The organism is Microbispora bryophytorum, from assembly GCF_006874465.1.
GTDB classification, from domain to species: Bacteria; Actinomycetota; Actinomycetes; order Streptosporangiales; family Streptosporangiaceae; genus Microbispora; species Microbispora bryophytorum.
The window spans coordinates 255170-275454 of record NZ_VIRL01000006.1 but is presented as its reverse complement, the minus strand read 5'-3'; the positions used below and the strand labels follow the sequence as shown (position 1 = coordinate 275454).

Here is a 20285-nt window from a genome sequence, read left to right as displayed (position 1 = left end):
GCCGACGCCGAACACCCGGCCACCGCCGCGACGCAGACCGCCGCCATCGCCATCCGCACAACCGACATAGGCCATTAATAGCCGATCATGGACCGGTGCGTCTGCGAAAGAAACAATCGCTCTTTCGGGAAAAGTCAGATACCGCAGTAGGACATTTGCGGCGGGTACGTCGCCCATGACCGATTCGCGGAGCCGATTTTCCTCTCCCAGGTAGGACTTTCCTTCACCTCGTTCTCTCTTTCGACGAATCTCCCTCCCCTCACTCCAATGTTACTTTCCGTGGCGACCCGGAAACCTTCCGTACCATTACATGGAGGAGCAGGAGAGGATGGCGCCATGGCCCTCACGAAGCCGACCAAACGCGGCAGGCACGATCGCCCCGCCCCGCGCACGCAGGACGACCCCGTCCCGGACGATCTCGTCTCCGACGAGCACGAGCCCCCAGACGCCGGGCAGCCTGAAGAGCCCCAGAAGCTCCCTGACGAGGTGCTGCACCTGTGCATGCAACTCAACGACGCCGGTTATCGGGCGGAAATTCGTCTCGGGCAGGTCGTCGTGAGCCCGTGGATGGGTGAGGAGAGCAACGAGATCATCGACCGGGTCTCGAAGCTCCTGCTTCCCTTGGGGATGGCGAAGGGCTGGCGCTTCTTCTGCAACTGGGCGGTCCACATCCCGCCGATGCTCGACCATCGGCTACCCGACCTGCTCGTCCTGCCGATGAAAGCCGAGCGGCTCGATCGGATGCGGGTGCACGGGCACAGCGTCCTGCTGGCCGTGGAGGTGTGCTCTCCGGGCAACCACGAGGTCGATTGGAAGGAGAAGCCGCTCGACTACGCGCGGGCGGGCGTACCGCTCTATCTGATCGTGGACCCCGTGGCGTCTCCGCGCAGAGTGACGCTGATGAGCGATCCCCTCGCCGACCTGGAGCCCTTCGACTACCACCGGCAGGCGTACCGGCAGATCGTCACCGCCGAAGAGGGCGAGGTCCTGGAACTACCCGAACCATTCGGGATCAAGATCGAGACGAGCGTGCTCTTCGACCAGGTGGTCAGTCCTCCGGAACCCGCTGAATGAACGCGGTGAGGCCGTCCGCGTCGAGGAGGTCCACGGGGCGGACGGTCTCGTTCGAGCGAACGTAGTGGAAGGCCGCGCCGACCCTCTCCAGCGGCACCCCGGCCAGTGCGGCCCAGGCCACCCGGTAGGCCGCGAGCTGCACCGACGCGGTCTCGGCGGCCCTGCCCTGCGGCCGTTCACCGGTCTTCCAGTCGATCACCACGTAGCCGTCGCCCTCGCGGAAGACCGCGTCCATCCGGCCGCGCAGCAGGCGGTCGCCGATCATGGTCTCGAACGGGATCTCCAGGTCGACCGGCTCACGCCCGGCCCACTCGCTCTCCTCGAACCGCTCCTGCAACTCGGCGAGCTGGACCTCCGTCTCCGACAGCTCGTCGGCGGCGCCGGGCAGCTCCAGGTCGTCGATCAGGCGCTGCTGGCCCCAGCGCGACTCCAGCCAGCGGTGGAAGGTGGTGCCCCTTCGGGCCAGCGGCGCGGGCCTGCGCGGCACCGGCCGGCGCACCTGCCGAGCGAACGCCGCGGGGTCCTGCGCCAGCGTGACCAGTGACGACACCGACAGCCGCGACGGCAGCTCCACGACCGCCCCGGCCCGCCGGCGGTTCGTCTCCCGCTCGCGCAGCAGCAGGTCGGTGTCGCGCGCCCAGGCCCGCATCCGCTCCAGCTCCCAGTCCCGGACAAGCGCGTGGTCACCGGCCGCCGCGGGCGGGGCATCGCCCATCATCGCCTCCTCGACGAGGCGGGCGCCGTCGAGGATCGCGTCGTTCACCGTGACGGCCGGCCAGTCGGCCACCGGCGGCTCGGCGAGCAGCGGATTGTCCGAGCTGTCCGGATCCTCGGACCACCGCACGACCCGGGCGCCCGCCTCGCGGATTTCCCGCAGGAAGTCCGACGGCTCCAGCGGCCGGGACGAGGTGCCCCAGCGGTAGCCGGAGGCGATCAGCAGGTAGTGCGCCCTCGTGACGGCGACGTACGCCAGCCGCCGCTCCTCCGTCAGGTCGCGGTCGCGGCAGCGCTCGTCGAAGGCGCCCAGCGCCTCCCGGTCCAGCCCGGCCAACTCGGGCAGGTCCGCGCTGTCCCCCCGCAGCGGGTACGGCAGCTTGCGCGGGTTCTCCGTCCACCGCGAGTTGGTGACCGGAGTCGCGGGGAACATACTGCCCTTGATCAGCCCGCCCTTCTGGGAGGTGAGCTGCGACAGGCCCGGCACCACCACGACCGGCCACTCCAGTCCCTTGGACGCGTGGACGGTCATCAGCTTGACGGTGTTGCTGTCGCCGACCCGCCCGGCCTCCAGCCCGAACTCCTCGCTCTCCGCCGCCTTGAGGTACGCCAGGAACGCGCCGAGCGTCGGATCCTCCGAGTCTCCGGCGAACCGGGACGCGGCGTCGAGGAAGGCGTCGAGGTCGGCTCGGGCGGCCAGCGGGCTGCCTCCCCTGGCGGCGACCTCCACGTCGAGGCCGAGCCGGCGTTCGATCTCGCTGATCAGGTCGGGCAGCGGCTGCCCGGCATGGGCGCGCAACTGGCGCAGCTCGCGGGCGGCGGCGGGCAGCCGCAGCCGCGCGAGCGGGGAGAACCGCTCCAGCCAGTCGGGCCGGTCGGGCAACTCGTCGAGCGCGTCGATCAGGCTGCCGCGCTCCTCGGCGAGGTCGGCGACGACCTGGTCGAGCGGGTCCTCCGGGCGCGGCCCACCCCTGGCCGCCCTGATCTCCTTGTTGAGCTCCCGGGCCAGGTCGCCGAGCACCTTCAGGTCGGCGGGGCCGATCCGCCGGCGCGGCCCGGCGAGCAGCCGGACCAGCGCGTCCCCCGCGGTCGGGTCGTACAGGGCCCGCAGGGTCGCCACGATGTCGGCCACCTCGGGCACGGTGAGCAGCCCGCCGAGGCCCACGACCTCCACGGGGACCCCCCGGGCCTCCAGGGCCCGGCGCAGGGCCGGGAACTGCGACCGCTTGCGGGCGAGGATCGCGACGTCCTGCGGCTGCAGGGCGGGGCCGCGCTTGGTCCGCTCGCCCTCGCCCCAGGGCAGGCCGTCCGGGGCGTCCTCGCCGTGCAGCATCCCGGCCAGGCCCTCGGCGATCCACTCCGCCTCGTCCTCGGCCGTCTCGTGGAAGGCGCACAGCACCCGCCCCCGGCCCGCCCGGTTGCCGCCCGGCACCAGCACCGGCACCTCACGGGCCTCCCGGCGCAGGGGCACCTGGATCCGGGCCGCGACGGCGAGCACGTGCTCGCCGTTGCGGAAGCTGACCGACAGCCGCCGCACCTGCGCGGGGTCTGCGGACGCCGCCGGGAAGTCGCTGGGAAACCGGGACAGGTTGCCCGCCGACGCGCCGCGCCAACCGTAGATCGACTGGCAGGGGTCGCCGACCGCGGTGACCGGGTGGCCCCCGCCGTACAGCGAACGCAGCAGCACGAGCTGGGCGTGGCTGGTGTCCTGATACTCGTCGAGCAGCACGACCGAGAACCGGGCCCGCTCGGACGCGCCGACCTCCGGGTGCCGTGAGGCGATCCGCGCGGCCAGTGCCATCTGGTCGCCGTAGTCGATGACCTCCCGGCCGCGCTTGAGCCGTTCGTACGCCTCGACCATCGGCAGCAGTTGCTCACGGATGGCCTGGGTCTCCACCGGCTTTCGCTGGTCCTTGACGATGCGCCCGGTGAGCGAGGCCAGGCGCTCGCGCAGCCAGTCGCCGACCTCGCGGACGTCCGCCGGCTCGCGCAGGTGCTCAGCCAGCTCCCCGGCCAGGTCCAGCACGGCGGCGGTGACGCTGGGCGGGGACAGGTCCACCCGGTCCATCGGCCCGTCGTACTGGCCTACCACCCGGGCCGCCATCTGCCAGGCGACGGCGGGCGTGACCAGCCGCATGGTGGGCTCCAGCCCCTCGCGCAGCGCGTGGTCGGTCACCAGCCGCGCGGCGTACGCGTGATAGGTGGAGACCGTCGGCTCCGAGTCGAGCAGCTCCGGCTCGACCAGCCCGGCCTCCGCCAACCCGGCCAGCCGGCGGCGCACCCGCTCGGCCAGCTCGGCGGCGGCCTTGCGGGTGAAGGTGAGGCCGAGGATCTGCTCGGGCCTGGCCAGGCCGTTGGCGACCAGCCAGACCACCCGCCCGGCCATCGTCTCGCTCTTGCCGGATCCGGCCCCCGCCACCACCACCATCGGCTCCAGCGGCGCCTCGATGACGGCCGCCTGCTCGGGGGTGGGCGGAAGGATCCCGAGCCGGCCCGCCAGCTCATCCGGCGTCAGCACACCTGTCCTCCGTTGTCGTTCACCGGGCAGGCGATCTTGGCGGCACAGGTGCGGCAGCCGTCGTTGACCGTGGCGACGAACACGCCCGCGGACATGCCGGTCGCCACCGTCTTGACCAGATTCTCCGCCCAGTCGGGCTCGGAGTCGTCGCCGAGCGCCCGCTGCGCCTGCTCCCTGGCGTCGGCCGACTGGCCCGCCGCCTTGCCCAGGTGCAGCAGGGACGCACCGCCCGGCTGGATGAGGCCGTGCCGCTCGAACGCCCCGAGCGTCGTGGCGAGCTGGTACACCCCGAGCTGCGGATGCCGGTCGATCTCGGTGTCCTTGGGCCTGCCGCTGCCGGTCTTGATGTCGATGATCACGGCCCGGCCCGCCTCGTCCCGCTCGACCCGGTCCACCCGGCCGGTGATCTGGATGTCGTGCCCCGGCACCCGTACGGTGAACGCCTCCTCCACCGCGACCAGGTCACGCGGTTTGTCCTTCTGCCAGCGGACGAACTTGTCGACCATCTGCTCGGCGACGCGGCGCTGCTTGCGGTTGAACCACAGCCCGCCGAAGTCGAACTGGTCCCAGATGTCGTCGAGCCGCTCGACGTAGTCGGTGCCGTCCTCGGTCGCCATCGCGGCGATCGCATGGACGACCGTGCCGAGGCTCTGGGTGACGTTCGACGTCCCGGCCCCGACCGCGTTCTCCAGCATCCAGCGCAGCCCGCATTTGGTGAAACTCTCCACCGACGACGGCGAGATCTGCACGATGTCGTCGGGCCAGCCGAGCGGCCGGTCGTCGGAGATCGGGGTCAGCGCGTACCACTCTCCGGGGTTGGCGCCGGGCACCCCGGCCCGGGCCAGCCTGGCGAGGTGCGCGGCGGCCTCGCGGCGCAGCGCCTCGGGCCTGCTCGTGTCGCACACCGCCGCGCGCAGGTCCGCGACCAGCGCGGACATGCTGAGCCACCGCGCCCGGTCGTCCACGGTCGCCGCCCCCACGCCGCCGGGCAGCAGCTCGGTGAGGAACCGTGAGGGCCGCTCGTCGGTGTCCTCGCCGCCCACGGCGGTGACGACGAGCTTCCTGCGGGCGCGGGTGGCCGCGACGTAGAACAACCGCCGCTCCTCGGCGAGGAGCTTGGACGCCAGCGCGGCCGTCGCGGCCTGCGTGGTGTCCAGCGCCGAGCCGCCCGCGAACTCCACTCCGCCCGCCAGGTCCACCAGCGCCTCGGTGCCGAGGAGCGAGCCGCGCAGGCGCAGGTCGGGCCACAGGCCCTCCTGAACGCCGGCGACCACCACCACGTCCCACTCCAGGCCCTTGGACCGGTGCGCGGTCAGGATCCGTACGGCGTCGCCCTCGGGGGCGGACTCGGCCAGCGAGTCGCCGGCGATCTCCTGGGAGGTCAGGTCGTCGAGGAACACCGCGACCCCGGCCTTGGGCAGCCGGTCGGTGAAGCGGGCCACGTGGTCGAACAGGGCGACGACGGCGTCGAGGTCGCGGTCGGCCTGGGCGCCCCGGGCCCCGCCCGCGAGGCTGGCCTCCGTCCAGCGCTCCGCGAGCCCGCTGGCCTGCCAGATCTCCCACAGCGTCTCCTCGGCGCCCTGGCCGTGCTGTACGGCCTCGCTGGCGGTCGCGATGAGCCGCGCGAGGCGTTCGGCCGACGCCGCGACATGCGGCTCGACGCCGCCCAGCTCCCGGGCGTCGCGCAGCGCCGCGACCAGCAGCTCGTCCGACGAGCGCGGGGTGAAGGGCAGCGCCGGCCGGCCTGCCTCCTCCGCGGCGGCGGCCTCAGCGGCGACCGCCTCGTGCTCGGCGATCCGCAGGGCGCGGCGCAGCCGGCGCACGCCGATCATGTCGGTGCCGCCGAGCGGACCGGTCAGCAGCTCCTCGGCGGTCGCCACGTCGAGCGTGGCGGGCGTGGCCGCGATCCGCAGCAGCGTGATCAGCGGCCGGACGCCGGGCTCCTGCACCAGCGGGAGCTCGTCGCCCGCGACCACGACGGGCACCCCCGCGGTGACCAGCGCCCGCCGCAGCAGCGGCACGTGCCGGACGGCGCTGCGCACCAGCACCGCCATGCGCGACCACGGCACCCCGTCGAGCAGGTGCGCCCGGCGCAGCGTGTCGGCGACCACCGCGGCCTCCTGGGTGGCGCTGTCGGCCAGCAGGACCTTCACCTCGCCCGGATCGGCCTCCCCGACCGGGATCAGGTCGCGGTGGCCGCCGGTCCTGTTGTCGTGCCTGTACTCGTGCCTGCTTACCGGGCCCGGCACGGCCGGCAGGCGGTAGGCGACGCGCCGGGAGGCCTCCAGCAGGGCCGGCCCGCTGCGGCGGCACACCCGCAGCGCGACCACCGGGGCGTCCCGCCCGTCCCGGGCCGGGAACCGCTCGGGGAACCGCAGGATGCCCTGCACGTCGGCGCCGCGGAAGCCGTAGATGGACTGGTCGGGGTCGCCGACGGCGATCAGGTCGCGGCCGTCTCCGGCGAGCTGCCGGAGCAGGAACTCCTGCGCCGGGTCGGTGTCCTGGTATTCGTCGACGAGCACCAGGTCGTAGGCGTCCCGCTCACGCCGCCGCACCTCGCCGTCGGCCAGCAGGCCGGCCGCCTCGCGGATCAGCTCCGAGTAGTCCAGCGCGGGCACCGGATCGAGGTCGAACCGGTCCTGGTAGCGGTAGGAGAACAGCCCTGCGGCCTCCCAGTCGGGCCTGCCGTGCTCGTGGCCCAGCTGCACCAGCGCGTCGCCGTACAGGCCGCGCTCGGCCGCACGCGACAGGAAGTCGCGCAGCTCCTCGGCGAACCCCCGGGTCTTGAGCAGCTCGCGCATGTCCGGAGGCCAGTGCCGCGCGCCGTCCTCCAGCTCGCCGTGCAACAGCCGCCGGACCTCCAGCAGCTGCTCGGGACCGGTGAGCAGGCGCGGCGGCGGCTCACCGGCCAGCACCGCCTCACGGCGCAGCAGCGCGTACGCGTAGCTGTGGAAGGTGAGCGCCAGCGGGGTCCTGGTGGTCCTGCGCATCCGGGCGGTGATCCGCTCGCGCAGCTCACCGGCCGCCTTGCGGCTGAAGGTGAGGACGAGCACCCGCTCGGGGTCAACGCCGCGGCGCTCGACCCGGTCGACGACGGTCTCCACGATCGTGGTCGTCTTGCCCGTGCCCGGCCCGGCGAGCACGAGCAGGGGCCCGCTCTCGTGCTCGACGACGGCACGCTGATGTTCGTCCAGCACGGGAGCCGCGCGATGCCCCACGCCCCCGCGACGCACCAGCCGGTAGTTCTGACCACTCACAACACAGCATTCCACCAGATCACCGAGGCAGATCGTGCCCGAATGCCCACTCCGTGTCCTAGTAGGGCGGATCAGCCGGCCGCCGCCTCCTGTACGCCGGGTTCGCGGGCCTCGCGAAGCCGGGCCAGTACGCGGCCGGTCGGGGAGGCCGGATCGGCGGTGTACATGACGACCAGCAGTTCGGGGTCCCCGGGCAGGGCCAGGGTCTCGTACGCGAAGTCCAGATCACCGAGCTCCGGGTGGTGCAGCAGCTTGACGCCGAAGGTCTTCTCGGCGACCTGGTGCTCCTCCCACAGCCGGGCGAAATCGGGGTCGGCGGACAGGTCGGCGACGAGTGGGCCCAGCAGCGGATCGTCTGGATGCCTCCCGGCGTACAGGCGCAGGTAGGAGATGGCCTCGGCGGCCACGGCCGCCCAGTCGCGGTAGAGCGAGCGCGCCGCCGGCGTCAGGAACGTCAGACGGGCCAGATTGCGCTCACCCGGCGGCACGGCCGAGAACCCGTTGATCCGTTCGGCGAGGGCGTTCCAGGCGAGCACGTCCATCCGTGGCCCCATGACGCACGCCGGGACGGAGTCGGCCGCGTCCAGGAGCATCCGCACCCCGGGCCGGACGTGCGCGAGGGGAGCCCGCCGATCGCCCGGCGGCCGGAGGAGGCGGCGCAGGTGCGCCCGCTCGGTGCCGTCCAGGCGCAGCACCCGGGCGACCGCGTCGAGCACCTCGTCGGAGACGTTGCCGACGCGCTCCTGCTCCAGGCGGATGTAGTACTCCGCGCTCATGCCCGCGAGCAGCGCGACCTCCTCGCGCCGCAGCCCGCTGACCCGCCGGCGCCCGTATGCCGGGAGCCCCGCGTCCTCGGGTCTGATCCGGGCCCGGCGAGAGCGCAGGAACCGTCCCAGATCACCGTTCATGGAGCACAAGCCTAGTACCGCCGTTACCAGTACCAGGCGTGAGCTGGGTAAACCCGGCCGACCCCGCCACAGTGACTCTCGTCGAACCCGCGAACTCAAAGGAGTCACGATGAGCTACGAGAGCCTGGGCGGACGCGTCGCCGTCGTCACCGGGGCCGCCAGCGGCATGGGAGAGGCGACGGCGCGGCTGCTGGCCGCCTCCGGCGCGAAGGTCGCGCTGCTCGCCCGGCGCGCCGACCGGCTGGAGGACCTGGTCCGGAAGATCGCCGCGGACGGCGGCACCGCGGTGGCCGTGACCGCCGACGTAACCCGGGACGACAGCGTGGCCGCCGCCGTGGACCGGATCCACGCCGCGCTCGGGCCTGTGGACCTGGTGGTCAACGCCGCGGGCATGATGCTGCCCAACGCCATCGACGACGGCCGCATCGACGAGTGGACGCGGATGCTCGACACGAACGTCGCGGGCGCCCTGCGGATCACACGGGCCTTCACGGCCGACCTGCTCGCGGCGGCGGCGGAGGGCCGGACGGCCGACCTCGTCAACATCTCGTCGATCGGCTCCCACGTCCTCTTCCCCGGCTATGCCGTCTACGGGGCCACCAAGGCCGCCCTCACCCACCTGTCCGCGAACCTGCGCACGGAGTTCGGCCCGCGCGGCGTGCGGGTGACCAACATCGAGCCGGGCCTGACGGCGACAGAGCTGGGCGACCACGTCGACAGCCCGGAGATCGGCGCGCAACTGGCCGGAATGTTCGAGGTCATCACGCCCATGACCGCCGAGGAGATCGCCGACCTGATCGCGTACGCGGTCAGCCGGGCCAGGCACGTCAACCTCCGTCAGGTCGTCGTGCTGCCGACGAACCAGGCCTGAGCGGTCGGCAGCGGAGGCGTCACTCGCGAGATCCCGAGACGACCCGGGTGCCGCCGAGCAGGTCGTAAGGCGTCCTGGTCGAGGGCAGGAAGAGGGCGCCCAACCAGGCGAACATGATGACGTAGACGATGATCGTCAGCACCATCAGAGACTCGGACGGGTTCCGGGCCGTGGTGGCGAAGCCGTACGCGACGGTGTGCCCCAGCTCCCACGGTAGAGCGATCTTGGCGGTGTTGCGCAGCAGCGCCCGCCCGAAACCGACCGGCCGCCCGGAGCGGGCGTCGACGACGATCAGGCCCCTGGCCCTTTTACCGGGGGTGGCCTGGAAGCGGCCGGACTCGCGCCAGGCACACCACAGGGTCACCGGCGCGATCAGGAAGAGGAACGAGATGAGGTTCCACAGGCCGACCGGCAGTCGCAGTCCCGCCGAGTAGAGGGCCACGCCGACCGGGACCAGGAGCAGCGGAAGGACGAGGATCCGCAACCAGTCGATCAGCCAGGCCGCGATGCGATGCCAAGCCGGTGCGCGGTTTCCCCCGTTGATCGATGATGTAGTCGGCATGGCGTCCTCGATCCCGGCACGACAGCACGCTCTCGGCCAGGATCAGGACGTGAAGACGTGGTCGATGACCCGCGCGGTGGCCTTGCCGTTGTCATGCGGCGCGTAGGTCCGCGTGAAGGCCGCGTAGCGGTCGGACAGCTTGGCGGTCACGGCGTCGATGTTGCGCAGGGCCTCGACGACCTCGGGTGAGGTCTCCAGGCGCGGCCCCGGGCGCTGGGACTCCAGATCGAGGTACAGCCCGCGGGACGAGCGATACTTGGCCAGGTCCGGCGTGAACAGCACGACCGGCCGCCCGGTCGCCACGAAGTCGAACATGACCGACGAGTAGTCGGTGACGAGCACGTCGGCGATCAGCAGCAGATCGGCCGTGTCGGGGTAGGTCGTCACGTCGATCGCGAAGCCGTCCTGCGCGTTCACGTGGGGGAAGGCCTGCATCATGTGACCGCGGACCAGCACCACGTGGTCGGCGCCGAGTGCCCGCTTCGCATCCGCGAGGTCGAGCTTGACCGTGGCGTTCCTTCGGTCGTAGTCGCGGTAGGTCGGCGCGTACAGGACGACCCGCTTGCCCTCGGGGATGCCGATCCGGCGCCGGATCTCCGCCGCCAGCGCGTCGCGGTCGCCGGAGACGAGGACGTCGTTGCGCGGGTAGCCCGACTCCAGGATCTCGCCCTCGTAACCGAAGGCATTGCGCAGGACGGACGACGCCCACGGGCTCTGCGACAGCAGCAGGTCCCAGCCGCGGACCTCCACGGCCTGGCGGTGCCACACCGGGGGCCGGGGCTCGCGCTTCATGTGGGCCTGGTCGCGGCCGATGTGCTTGACCGGCGTGCCGTGCCAGGTCTGCACGCACACCTGGTCCTCACGGGTGCGGAACCACTGGGGCATGAAGCCGTTGGACACGATGTAGCGGGCGCGGGCCAGCGCCTCGTAGTGCTCCCGGCTGCCCTCGCGGACGACCGTGGGCGCCACGCCGTCGCCGAGGCCCAGCTCGCGCGAGCCCGGCGGGACGAACGCGCCGTCCCTGACGACCCAGATGTGCTCGCCCTCGTCGCCGCGCCGCACCCGCTCCTCGTAGACGGCACGCGGGTTGTCGGAGTAGGCGCGGCCGTCGAAGGAGACGTAGACGGTGGCCTCGCGCAGCGGGCGGGCGCGCTCGGCCGGGTAGAAGGTGCGGCTGAGCGCCCACACGCCGGCCGCGCTCCGCTCGTCGCCGGGCCGGTCCTCGGCCGCCACCAGCACCGGCACGTCGTAACGGGTGGCGACGAACCGGTAGACCCGGCCGCCGATGAGCCGGGGGCTCTCGTCCAGCGCGTCGAGGCCGGCGTGGTCGAACCGGACGGGCACCATGGCGGGGCCGTACCTGCCGGGCGGGGCCACCGAGACGTTCCAGGTGCCCTCGGCCAGCGGCACGGCCGACCCCAGGCGCGACATCGCGCCGGGCGACAGCCGCACGGTGAAGCGCTCGCCGTCGCGCTCCAGCGGCACGCGGATGCTGAGCCCGCCCCGGTGCCGCAGCACGAGGTCGCGCGGGCCCTGGTCGGGGTCGGGGTAGCGGCCGATGAGCGTGATCGACTCGTCGTGCCACTCGGCCGAGGTGATCACGGGCAGGATCTTGTGACCGGAGATGACGACTCGGTCGCGCCGGTCGCCCTGCACCGTGACCTCGCGCTCGCCGAGCAGGAGGCGGGTCTCCTCCGCGCCCTCCAGCATGACGGCCGCGGCGGGGTCTCCCTTGGGCTCGACCCACAGCCGCCGGGACTCCGCGTTGAGCAGTGTGCCGACCCCGAGCGACAGCGAGAAGCGGCTGCCGCCCTCGACCGGGGCGAAGTCGGCCGACATGCGGTGACCGCCGACGCGGGCCTTGCCCTTGGTCACGGCCCGGCCCGGCAGGAAGCCGGTGAGCTCGATGTTGTCGCCGTTCAGCCGGACACCGGTGAGCTGGGCGCGGGTCGGCTGGAAGACCACCTGCAGCGCCTTGTCGGAGGTCCACACGGGCCGCACCCACCAGCGCGGGCGCACCTGCAGGCCGGCCGGGCGCTCGGTGCGGCCGACCACCGGACCGCGCAGCACGCCCTTGGCGCGGGCGGCGCGGCTCCAGATCACGATCTCGGCCCGCCAGGTGGTGGTGTCCTGGACGACGTGGCGGCGGCGCAGCACCCGCTTGGTGCCGCGCACCAGGGCCCGCACTCCGGAGCGCCAGCGCAGGGCGAACGGATGCAGCTCGGCCGTGAAGCCCGCCCAGTCGTAGTTGCATCCGGGCTCGCGGGCCGCGTGGGTGGCCTCGGGGCGGTAGGTCCTGCGGGTCTTCATCGTGACCGGGGGCAGCCAGCGGGGGCCGCGCAGCACGACGGTGGCGCGGTTGAACCGCCCGCTGCGGACCGACAGGCCCGCGATGTAGGCGTGCCCGGTCACTTTCAGGCGGTTGCCCACCCAGGTGATGTCGTCGATCTGCGTGACCGGCACGAGGTCGGCCGCCCGCAGGCGCAGCAGCGAGGGGTCGCCGACCTCCACCGGCAGGTCGGCGTACCACCGCAGGCCGCGCCGCACCCGGCGGGAGGGCTCGGCCGCGGCGGCGGCGAGCTTGGCCAGCGCGTCGCCCTCGGCGAGCTCGCCCGGGTCCTGCGTCTCGATCAGGTGACAGGCGACCCGGCGCCCGACCGGCAGCTCCCGCTTGACCTTGGGATCGACCTCCGCGAGGTAGGGCCGGAGCGCGTCGATGGTCTGGCGGCGGCGGGCGGGCCCGCGCTTGGCTGCGGCGTCGAGGCGCAGACCCAGGGGACCGACGATCGCCTCACGGTCGACCTCCCGGCGCTGCGTGGGGCTGAGCCCCTCCGCGCGCACGAGCGCGACCAGCGCGTCGATCGGCTCGCCTCGGTCGTAAAGCTCCTGGACAGCCCGCAGTCGTTCGGCGACGGCGTCGCTCGTGGGTGCGGGTGTCATTCGGGAGGCACCACCCTTCGCAGACCTGTGTTCAGAAAATGGTAATGCCCTCAGAACACTGCCAGACCTGACTCGCGAAAGCCTGTGGATTTCCTGTGAATCAGCGGGTGACACCCCTGTGGCACCGGGTGACGAGAGGCACTACGCCGGGCGGAAGAACGCCGATCGGACCGCCCGGGGCGCGGCGTGTCAGCCCCCGAGTCAGACCGGGAACGGACAACGACGATCATGGCGACGGCCGGTTCCGGCCGTCCCAGCGGGCCGCACGCATGTCCGCCCGCACGCCGCGGAACGGGGTGCCCTCCTCGCGCCACCGGGCCAGGCATTCGGCTTCCAGACCGGGCGCGGGGGTGCCGTCGGCGCGGATCACCCGCCACCACGGCACGGCGCCGCCCCACAGCGACATCACGCGGCCGACCTGCCGCGGGCCCCCCTCGCCGAGATACTCGGCGACGTCTCCGTACGACATCACCATGCCGGGCGGGATCCGCTCGACCAGGTCGAGCACCCGCTCCGCGTAGGGCGGTGGCTGACCGCGGCCGTCCCTCAAGCGCTCCACTCGGTCGGCCCGGCCGCGATGATCTCTTCGAGCTTGCCGAACTCGTAGGTGGACGATCCGTTGATCTGCTCCACGACGCCGTTCCTGAGTCCGTACGCCTCGCCATCCTCACCCACGAGCCGGGCCCCCATGAGATCGGTGAGAAGTGCCAGCTGGGCGACCTGCCAGTCGGACCCGGGCTGGCCGAAGAGCCGTCCCGACCAGATCGCGATCTGGTGCACGGAGTCGCCGTGGCGTGCGACGATCTCGCCCGCCTCGTGCGACCCGCGCAGCTCGAATCCGGCCGTCGCCGAGACGCTCGCGAGTTCGGCGTAGGCGAGTGGTGCATCCCGCTCTACGCGCAGCTCGTACCCCATGAGCCGGGACCCTAGCGAAATTTGACCTGGCTTTGTCACCGGAAACACGAACATCGGGAAGACCGCGTCCGAAATGCTGCAGAACGGCGGCCAACATGTGATCACCGGCGGCGCCGGGTCATCGGCGACACCGGGTCATCGGCGACGCAGCGCGACGGCCGCGGCGCAGAAACCGCCGAATCCGAGGGCGACGGCGATGCCGTAGATCCAGAGCCTAACCGGATCCGGCCCAGGGCGTGCGGGCCCCTGCGACCCCGGGCCCTTGCCGAAATGCGCGTCGTCCCGCATCGAGGACGCGTGGCCATATCCGGTCAGCTCCGCGGCCTTTCGCAGGGCGGCCGCCGCGTCCACGACACCGAATCCGACTTTGTCGTCATAACCCGCGGACGGATGAGGGCGGGAGGTCGCTGTCAAAGCACGCGACACCAATTCCGGCGACAAATCCGGATATTTAGCCTTTATTAGTGCGATGGCACCCGCGACGAGCGCGCTGGCCACACCGGTCCCCGACACGGCTCCCCGGCGGCCCCCGGCGAGGGTGACGGGCACGTGGTCCCCCGGCGCGGCGACCAGGACCGAGAGGTTGTCGCTGCTGCCCGGCGTCTTCGCGCCCTTGCGGTCGACGGCGGCGACGCCCACCACCCCGGGGTAGCCCGCGGGGAACGCCCAGTAGGAGGTGCCGTTCTCGCGGGCGTACGGTGACCGGCCGGCGTCCCCCACGGCCGCGACGACCACCACACCCCTCGCCAGCGCGAAGGAGATGGCATCCCGCTCCACGCGGTCCACGGCGTACGCGGGGACGGGCAGGCAGATGACCTTGGCGCCCCGGCCGGTCGCGTAGCGGATGCCGCGAGCGAGCGGGCTGTCCTGCGTCTCCGCGGGTGTCTGTCCCGCCGGGCCCCCAGGTTCGCCGGGTACGCCGGCCTCGCCGGGACGGCTCCGGACCACGGTGAGGGACAGCACCCGGGCCTCCGGCGCGATCCCGGACGTCCCTCCGCCGCGCCCGCTCCCGGCGATCGCCGAGGCCAGCGCGGTCACGTCGTCGCCCGGCCGCATCGTGTCGTCGCCGAACATCGCGCCCGTCAGGTCCGGCCCGCGCTCGACCCGGCCGCTCAACTCGGGCACGGCGTCGTCGGGCCGCCCGCTCCCGAGCAGGGCGACGGTCACGCCCGCGCCCCTGCTGACCTTCCAGGCGGCGGCGGCGTTGACGGCGTCGAGCGCCCACCGCGAGTCCTCGCCGCCGGGTGCCGGCGCCGCCGCGACCGCGGGTCCGGTCCCCAGGAGGACGGCCGTGAGCGCCGCACAGAGGAAGGCCGGCCTCAGCACACGTTCCCCTGGGTGCAGCGAGGCACGTCGGGGGGCTCTCCAAGGGCGCGCGCGATGCGCCCGGCCACGGTCTCGGCCACGGGCCACATCTCGCTGTTCACCTGTTCCTCCAGTGGGACGGACTCACGAGTCCTTCCGTCGGTGTACCCCACAGCGGAGAAGACGATGTACGGCCCGGCGCCCACCCATCCCGTGCGCTGGCGCTGGGCCGCGCCGAAGGTGTCGGTGACCGTGCCGGGGAAAGCCACGGGCCGTACGCCCACCCGGTCGTCCACGGGCAGTTCGCCCGCCGCGTCGGCGCGGGCCTGCTCGCTCGGCAGCACGGCGACGCCCACGGTGACGGCGAACGTCGAGGTCTGGTCGACGTAGGTGGCGCGCAGCACGGCCTGGCAGCCGTGCCCCCGCAGCACCGACGCCACCGGCGCGTCGGCCGCCTCGGCGCATGCCGCCTCGGGGGCGATGCCCACCCTGCGCGCGTACTGCTGGGCGCGGCCGAGCGCCGTGTACGGAAGCTCCTCGGGGAAGACCATGCCGGCGGGCCACGCACGCCACCGCCGGGCCACGTCCTCGGCCACGTAGCGGGCGCGCTCGGCCTCGGTCAGCGGCCTGGACCTGTTCTCCTGGATCAGCCCGACCGACCCGAGCAGCACGTTCACCGCGGCGACGGCGAGAACGACGCCCATGATCGTCAGATAGAGCGAGCGGAAGCGGATGCCGCGCTCGAGTTCGGCCCGCTCCCTGGCCGCCCGGGCGGCGGCGGCCCGTCCCCTCGACGCCGTCCAGGGACGCGCGCGGGCGCGGCGGGCGGACGCGCCGAGCGGCAGCGCCCGCGGATCCACCCGCCGGAGGCCGGACGGCGTCCGCGCCGTCTGCGGGATGCGGGGCTGCTCGGGCGGCATACCTCGATGCTACGTCGGCAGGCCTGTCGGCCAAGGAGCCGGCGGCAGCGCGTCGTCTTCCTCCCGCTGCCGTCTGCGTGCCCGCCGGGTGAGGAGCAGCAGGACGGCCACGCCCGCGCCGGACCCGGCGAAGGCGCCGAGCGCGATGGCTCCGTCGAGGAGGATCGCCCCCGTGTCGCGCCGTACGACCACGATCGGGTCCTGGTCGCCCGCGGCCGGGCGGACGGCACGCGAGGGGCTCTGCACGCCCGCCCCCGACGCCGTGGCGCGGTGGCGGGCGAGGGTGGCCGCGACGCTCAGCGCCCGGTAGGCGTTGACCACGCCGAACCCGGTGCCGGTGTTGTACGGCCCCTTCGTGGCCGGCGACGACGTGAGCGCCTGCGCGACGAGGGCGGGCGACATGCGGGGATACCGCGACTTGATCAGCGCGGCGACGCCGGAGACGAGCGCGGTCGCCTGCGAGGTCCCCCGGCCGACCCAGTACTCGTCGCCGGGACCGGCCCCCAGGACGTCGACGCCCGGCGCGGCCACCATCACCGAGGAGTTCCGGTTGGAGAACGAGGCCCGCCTCAGTGTGGACGTGACGGCCGCGACCGAGATCACGCCGGGGATCGCCGCCGGGTAGGAGTACGGCGCGGTCCGCTTGCCCGCGCCCTCGTTGCCCGCCGCGGCGACGAGGACGACGCCCTTGGAGATCGCGTATCTGATGGCCGTGCGCTCGTCCTTCGTCGGCATGTCCTTCGACAGCGACAGGTTGATGACCTCGGCGCCGTGGTCCACGGCGTACCGGATGCCCTTGGCGACCACGGCCTCGTACCGCGCGTCGGAGTTGAACGTGCGGAACCCTGGCTCCTCGTCCTCCAGGATCACCCGCACGGACAGCACCCTGGCCTGCGGCGCGATGCCGATGATGCCGTCCGCGCCGCCGGGACCGTGTCCGTGCCCGGCGATGAGCGAGGCCATGTACGTGCCGTGCAGGCGCACCGGCTGCACCCCGCGCGGGTTGGCCCCGGCCGTGAAGTCCCTCCCGGTGACGACCGATCCCGCGAGGTCGTGGTGATCGGGATCGACACCCGAGTCGAGCACCGCGACGGTCACGCCCCTGCCTTTCGTGAGCCGCCAGGCGTTGTCGACGTCGAGCGTGCGCAGCACGTCCTGCTGGCTGAGCCGCACGTCGTCGGCCCTGGCCGGGCCGGGGACGAGGAACGCGCCGCCCGACAGGACGAGCGCGGCGGCGGACGCCGCGAGAGCCCCGCGGCGCAGCGCGGTCAGCACCGCCACTCCTTGGCGGTGCAGTCCGGGGACGCCGGAGCGGTGAGGGTCGCGCCGACCTCCTCCGCCAGGTCCTCGGTGAACGAGAACATGGTCTCCCGCTGCTCCCCGAGCGCACGGGCCGGGCGGCCGTCGACCTGGCCCGCCGTCGCCATCACGAGGTACGGCCCCGCCGTACGCAGCGTCAGCGACTGGCGCCCGCTCGCGGTGAAGCGGTCGGTCACGGTGCCGGGAAACGCGAGGGCGCGCAGCCCGGGGGCGGCCGACCCGCCGCCGGGGAAGATGGGGATGGCCGAGCGCGCCCTGAGCGCGTCGGGGAAGGCCGCCACGCCGATCGTCACCACGACGCCCTGCAGGGCGTCGAGATAGGTGGCCCGCAGGACCGCCCGGCAGCCGGCCGCCGTCATCTGGCCGGCGATGGCCGTGTCGACGGCGCCGCGGCAGTCGGTGCGCGAGGAGATGCCCACCCGCCGCGCCAGTTCACGCCCGCCCTGCTCGCTCGTGTAGACCAGGGTGGCGGGGAAGATCCGGCCGGTCGGCCAGCGCTCCCACCGCAGCGCCGTCTCGGCCGCCTGCGCCTCACGCAGCTCCGCCGCGCTCGGGCCTCTCGTCAGCTCGGCGACGGCGGCGCTGGCCGCGATCCCGCCGACGATCGCGCAGACGAGGGTGATCGCGGAGGCCACGGCCACGGCCGGCCAGGTCCGCGTCTCGCCCACTGCGCCTCCGTTCCCGCCGCGGCCTCCCTCCTTCAGTGACCTTAACGCGACCTACCGCCCGCCATCCCCACAAATGCCCCCGGAAAGTACTTGACGCTATGGAAAGTGGAAAGTACTTTCCGAAGCGGAAAGAGCATTGGGAGGAGACCCTATGAACCCCGAGGAAGCGGCGCGGAGCCTGGCGACGATCCGGCAGACGCAGGCGAAGGCGATGAGATCCCTACCCTGGCTGCCCACGTGGTTCATCGCGGGCATCGGCCTGCTCGTGACCGGAATCCTCTGCGTCAGCGAGCCCGGCACGCCGATCCCGATGGCCGTGGGCGGCGGGATCCTGCTCTGCGCGGCGCTGGGCGCCCTGATCGCGGTCTTCGTCAAGACGCGGCCGATGACCGTCAACGAGCCCGCGGCCAGACGGGCCTTCTCGGCCGTCTACCTGCCCTGGCTCTTCGGCGGCCTCGTGCTGTGCTGGGTGGTGTCGTTCGCCCTCCAGGCCGCGGACGTGCCGTACGGGATGGCCTGCGGCGGCGTCGCCATGACCGCGTACTTCGCCCTCGGCAGCCGGGCGATCTCCCGCCGCATCGCCCGCCGGGTGGCCCGCCGGTTCGAAGAGGCCCGGTGATGGAGCTCGATCCGGTCATCCACGCGCCGGCCCGGCTGCAGATCGTCTCGCTGCTCGCGGCGGCCGACGAGGCGGAGTTCGGGTTCGTCCGCGACACCGTCGGCGTCAGCGACTCCGTCCTGTCAAAGCACGGCAGCGCGCTGGAGGCCGCCGGATACGTCGCCGTACGCAAGGGCTACGTGGGCAAGCGGCCCAAGACGTGGTTCAAGCTCACCGGCAAGGGGCGCGCGGCGTTCACCGCGTACGTCGAGAACCTGCAGCGCATCGTCGCGCCCAGCGGCCTCAGCGTGGTGCCGGACGAACGCGTTCAGCCTGTGGACGACCAGCCTGTGGACGACCAGCGTGTGGACGACGACGGCCGCCGCCTCGTCGTGAGGCGGCGGCCGTCGTCGGTTCCGCGTCAGTAGGTCGGCAGGCTGGGGTCGACCGTCTTGATCCAGCTCAGCACGCCGCCACCCACGTGGACGGCGTCGGAGAAGCCGGCGTTCTTGAGGACCGCGAGCACCTCGGCCGAGCGGGCGCCCGACTTGCAGTGCAGCACGATCTTCTTGTCCTGCGGCAGCGTCTCCAGGGCCGAGCCGTTGAGGAACTCGCCCTTGGGGATCAGCACCGCGCCCGGGATGTTGACGATCTCGTACTCGTTCGGCTCGCGGACATCGATGATCATGATGTCCTCGCCTCGCTCGCGCATCGCCTCAAGCTCGGCCGCGGTGATCGTGCTGCCCGCGGCGGCCTGCTGCGCCTCGTCGGAGAGCGTGCCGCAGAACGCCTCGTAGTCGATCAGCTCGGTGATCGAGGGGTTCTTGCCGCACAGCGGGCACTCGGGGTCCTTGCGGACCTTGACGTCGCGGTACTTCATCTCGAGCGCGTCGTAGATCATCAGGCGGCCGACGAGCGGCTCGCCGATGCCGGTGATGACCTTGATGGCCTCGTTCACCTGGATGGAGCCGATGGACGCGCACAGCACGCCGAGCACACCACCCTCGGCGCAGCTCGGGACCATGCCCGGCGGCGGGGGCTCAGGGTAGAGGCAGCGGTAGCACGGGCCGTGCTCGGCCCAGAAGACGCTCGCCTGGCCGTCGAACCGGTAGATGGACCCCCACACGTACGGCTTGCCGAGCAGCACGGCCGCGTCGTTGACCATGTAACGGGTGGCGAAGTTGTCCGTGCCGTCCACGATGAGGTCGTAGCCGGAGAAGATGTCCATCACGTTGTCGGTCGTGAGAGCGACGTTGTGGATGATGACGTTGACCAGCGGGTTGATCTCGCGCACGCTCGCGGCGGCCGACTCGGCCTTGAGGCGGCCCACGTCCGACTGCCCGTGGATCACCTGGCGCTGCAGGTTCGACTCGTCCACGACGTCGAAGTCGACGATGCCGAGCGTCCCGACCCCGGCCGCGGCCAGATACAGCAGCGCGGGGGAGCCCAGACCGCCCGCGCCCACGCACAGCACCTTGGCGTTCTTGAGGCGTTTCTGACCCGCCATGCCGACGTCGGGGATGATCAGATGGCGCGAGTAGCGGCGCACCTCGTCAACCGTCAGCTCTGCTGCCGGCTCTACCAGCGGTGGCAACGACACAGTCCCACTCCTGCTCTCCGTGTCCCGTTTTCGTGCCAATGGTCGCGCTCGGCTCCATGGGCCCAACACAAGCTCTTCTCACAACTTAACCGGGGTGGCCCCGCATTCCCCAATC

The 20285-nt window shown here is 72.6% G+C and carries 16 protein-coding genes; 4 read left to right on the top strand and 12 right to left on the bottom strand.

Annotated features, from left to right (window positions below; genetic code table 11):
• Positions 1-336: 336 nt before the first annotated feature.
• On the top strand, positions 337-1074 hold the full coding sequence (locus FLX07_RS14980; RefSeq protein ID WP_167748245.1) for a Uma2 family endonuclease: 738 nt from the start codon (positions 337-339) through the stop codon (positions 1072-1074).
• On the opposite strand, the gene FLX07_RS14975 is transcribed toward FLX07_RS14980, so the two are convergent.
• The 3 genes from FLX07_RS14975 to FLX07_RS14965 all read right to left on the bottom strand — a co-directional run bounded on the left by FLX07_RS14975 (position 1049) and on the right by FLX07_RS14965 (position 8471).
• Complete coding sequence (locus tag FLX07_RS14975; RefSeq protein ID WP_142571377.1) at positions 1049-4306, bottom strand: ATP-dependent helicase; 3258 nt, start codon at positions 4304-4306, stop codon at positions 1049-1051. The two genes, FLX07_RS14980 and FLX07_RS14975, sit on opposite strands and share 26 nt — an antisense overlap.
• Positions 4300-7563, bottom strand: a complete 3264-nt coding sequence (locus FLX07_RS14970) for an ATP-dependent helicase (RefSeq protein ID WP_142571376.1) — start codon at positions 7561-7563, stop codon at positions 4300-4302. The genes FLX07_RS14975 and FLX07_RS14970 overlap by 7 nt, the downstream gene beginning before the upstream one ends.
• A 71-nt stretch (positions 7564-7634) precedes the next feature.
• Positions 7635-8471: a helix-turn-helix transcriptional regulator gene (locus FLX07_RS14965; RefSeq protein WP_142571375.1), complete on the bottom strand. Its 837-nt coding sequence runs from the start codon at positions 8469-8471 to the stop codon at positions 7635-7637.
• Between the two features lie 109 nt (positions 8472-8580).
• On the opposite strand from FLX07_RS14965, the gene FLX07_RS14960 reads away from it, so the two are divergent.
• A complete protein-coding gene (locus tag FLX07_RS14960; RefSeq protein ID WP_142571374.1) occupies positions 8581-9342 on the top strand; it encodes an SDR family oxidoreductase in 762 nt (253 codons plus the stop codon).
• 19 nt (positions 9343-9361) lie between these two features.
• On the opposite strand, the gene FLX07_RS14955 is transcribed toward FLX07_RS14960, so the two are convergent.
• The 8 genes from FLX07_RS14955 to FLX07_RS14920 form a co-directional block, all read right to left on the bottom strand.
• Positions 9362-9904, bottom strand: a complete 543-nt coding sequence (locus FLX07_RS14955; protein WP_142571373.1) for an RDD family protein — start codon at positions 9902-9904, stop codon at positions 9362-9364.
• Between the two features lie 42 nt (positions 9905-9946).
• The gene (locus FLX07_RS14950; RefSeq protein ID WP_142571372.1) at positions 9947-12844 is read right to left on the bottom strand and encodes a CDP-glycerol glycerophosphotransferase family protein; all 2898 of its coding nucleotides are present in this window, start codon (positions 12842-12844) and stop codon (positions 9947-9949) included.
• 226 nt (positions 12845-13070) lie between these two features.
• Positions 13071-13394 (bottom strand): MGMT family protein, encoded by a 324-nt coding sequence (locus FLX07_RS14945; RefSeq protein ID WP_223853176.1) that lies wholly within the window; start codon positions 13392-13394, stop codon positions 13071-13073.
• On the bottom strand, positions 13391-13759 hold the full coding sequence (locus FLX07_RS14940) for a hypothetical protein (protein WP_142571370.1): 369 nt from the start codon (positions 13757-13759) through the stop codon (positions 13391-13393). The genes FLX07_RS14945 and FLX07_RS14940 overlap by 4 nt, the downstream gene beginning before the upstream one ends.
• A 135-nt stretch (positions 13760-13894) precedes the next feature.
• Entirely contained in the window at positions 13895-15085 is a 1191-nt protein-coding gene (locus FLX07_RS14935; RefSeq protein ID WP_142571369.1) for a S8 family serine peptidase, read from the bottom strand.
• The gene (locus FLX07_RS14930; RefSeq protein WP_223853175.1) at positions 15079-15984 is read right to left on the bottom strand and encodes a hypothetical protein; all 906 of its coding nucleotides are present in this window, start codon (positions 15982-15984) and stop codon (positions 15079-15081) included. Before FLX07_RS14930 ends, FLX07_RS14935 begins: the two co-directional genes overlap by 7 nt.
• Before the next feature lie 9 nt (positions 15985-15993).
• Positions 15994-17259 carry a S8 family peptidase gene (locus tag FLX07_RS14925; protein ID WP_229689747.1) on the bottom strand — a complete coding sequence of 422 codons (1266 nt, stop codon included), beginning with the start codon at positions 17257-17259 and terminating at the stop codon, positions 15994-15996.
• The gene (locus FLX07_RS14920) at positions 17253-17972 is read right to left on the bottom strand and encodes a hypothetical protein (protein WP_142571368.1); all 720 of its coding nucleotides are present in this window, start codon (positions 17970-17972) and stop codon (positions 17253-17255) included. The genes FLX07_RS14925 and FLX07_RS14920 overlap by 7 nt, the downstream gene beginning before the upstream one ends.
• A 151-nt stretch (positions 17973-18123) precedes the next feature.
• Here FLX07_RS14920 and FLX07_RS14915 point away from each other — a divergent pair, with 151 nt between their 5' ends.
• Entirely contained in the window at positions 18124-18591 is a 468-nt protein-coding gene (locus tag FLX07_RS14915; protein WP_142571367.1) for a hypothetical protein, read from the top strand.
• Positions 18591-18998, top strand: a complete 408-nt coding sequence (locus tag FLX07_RS14910) for a winged helix-turn-helix domain-containing protein (RefSeq protein WP_142571366.1) — start codon at positions 18591-18593, stop codon at positions 18996-18998. The genes FLX07_RS14915 and FLX07_RS14910 overlap by 1 nt, the downstream gene beginning before the upstream one ends.
• Here FLX07_RS14910 and moeZ read toward each other — a convergent pair.
• On the bottom strand, positions 18992-20170 hold the full coding sequence (moeZ, locus tag FLX07_RS14905) for an adenylyltransferase/sulfurtransferase MoeZ (RefSeq protein WP_142571365.1): 1179 nt from the start codon (positions 20168-20170) through the stop codon (positions 18992-18994). The genes FLX07_RS14910 and moeZ overlap by 7 nt on opposite strands.
• Positions 20171-20285 lie beyond the last annotated feature (115 nt).

Coding starts and splice junctions, on each gene's coding strand:
- FLX07_RS14965 (WP_142571375.1), bottom strand. CDS start 8,471: ATGAACGGTGATCTGGGACGGTTCCTGCGCTCTCGCCGGGCCCGGATC.
- FLX07_RS14940 (WP_142571370.1), bottom strand. CDS start 13,759: ATGGGGTACGAGCTGCGCGTAGAGCGGGATGCACCACTCGCCTACGCC.
- FLX07_RS14915 (WP_142571367.1), top strand. CDS start 18,124: ATGAACCCCGAGGAAGCGGCGCGGAGCCTGGCGACGATCCGGCAGACG.
- FLX07_RS14950 (WP_142571372.1), bottom strand. CDS start 12,844: ATGACACCCGCACCCACGAGCGACGCCGTCGCCGAACGACTGCGGGCT.
- FLX07_RS14910 (WP_142571366.1), top strand. CDS start 18,591: ATGGAGCTCGATCCGGTCATCCACGCGCCGGCCCGGCTGCAGATCGTC.
- FLX07_RS14930 (WP_223853175.1), bottom strand. CDS start 15,984: ATGCCGCCCGAGCAGCCCCGCATCCCGCAGACGGCGCGGACGCCGTCC.
- FLX07_RS14960 (WP_142571374.1), top strand. CDS start 8,581: ATGAGCTACGAGAGCCTGGGCGGACGCGTCGCCGTCGTCACCGGGGCC.
- FLX07_RS14955 (WP_142571373.1), bottom strand. CDS start 9,904: ATGCCGACTACATCATCGATCAACGGGGGAAACCGCGCACCGGCTTGG.
- FLX07_RS14980 (WP_167748245.1), top strand. CDS start 337: ATGGCCCTCACGAAGCCGACCAAACGCGGCAGGCACGATCGCCCCGCC.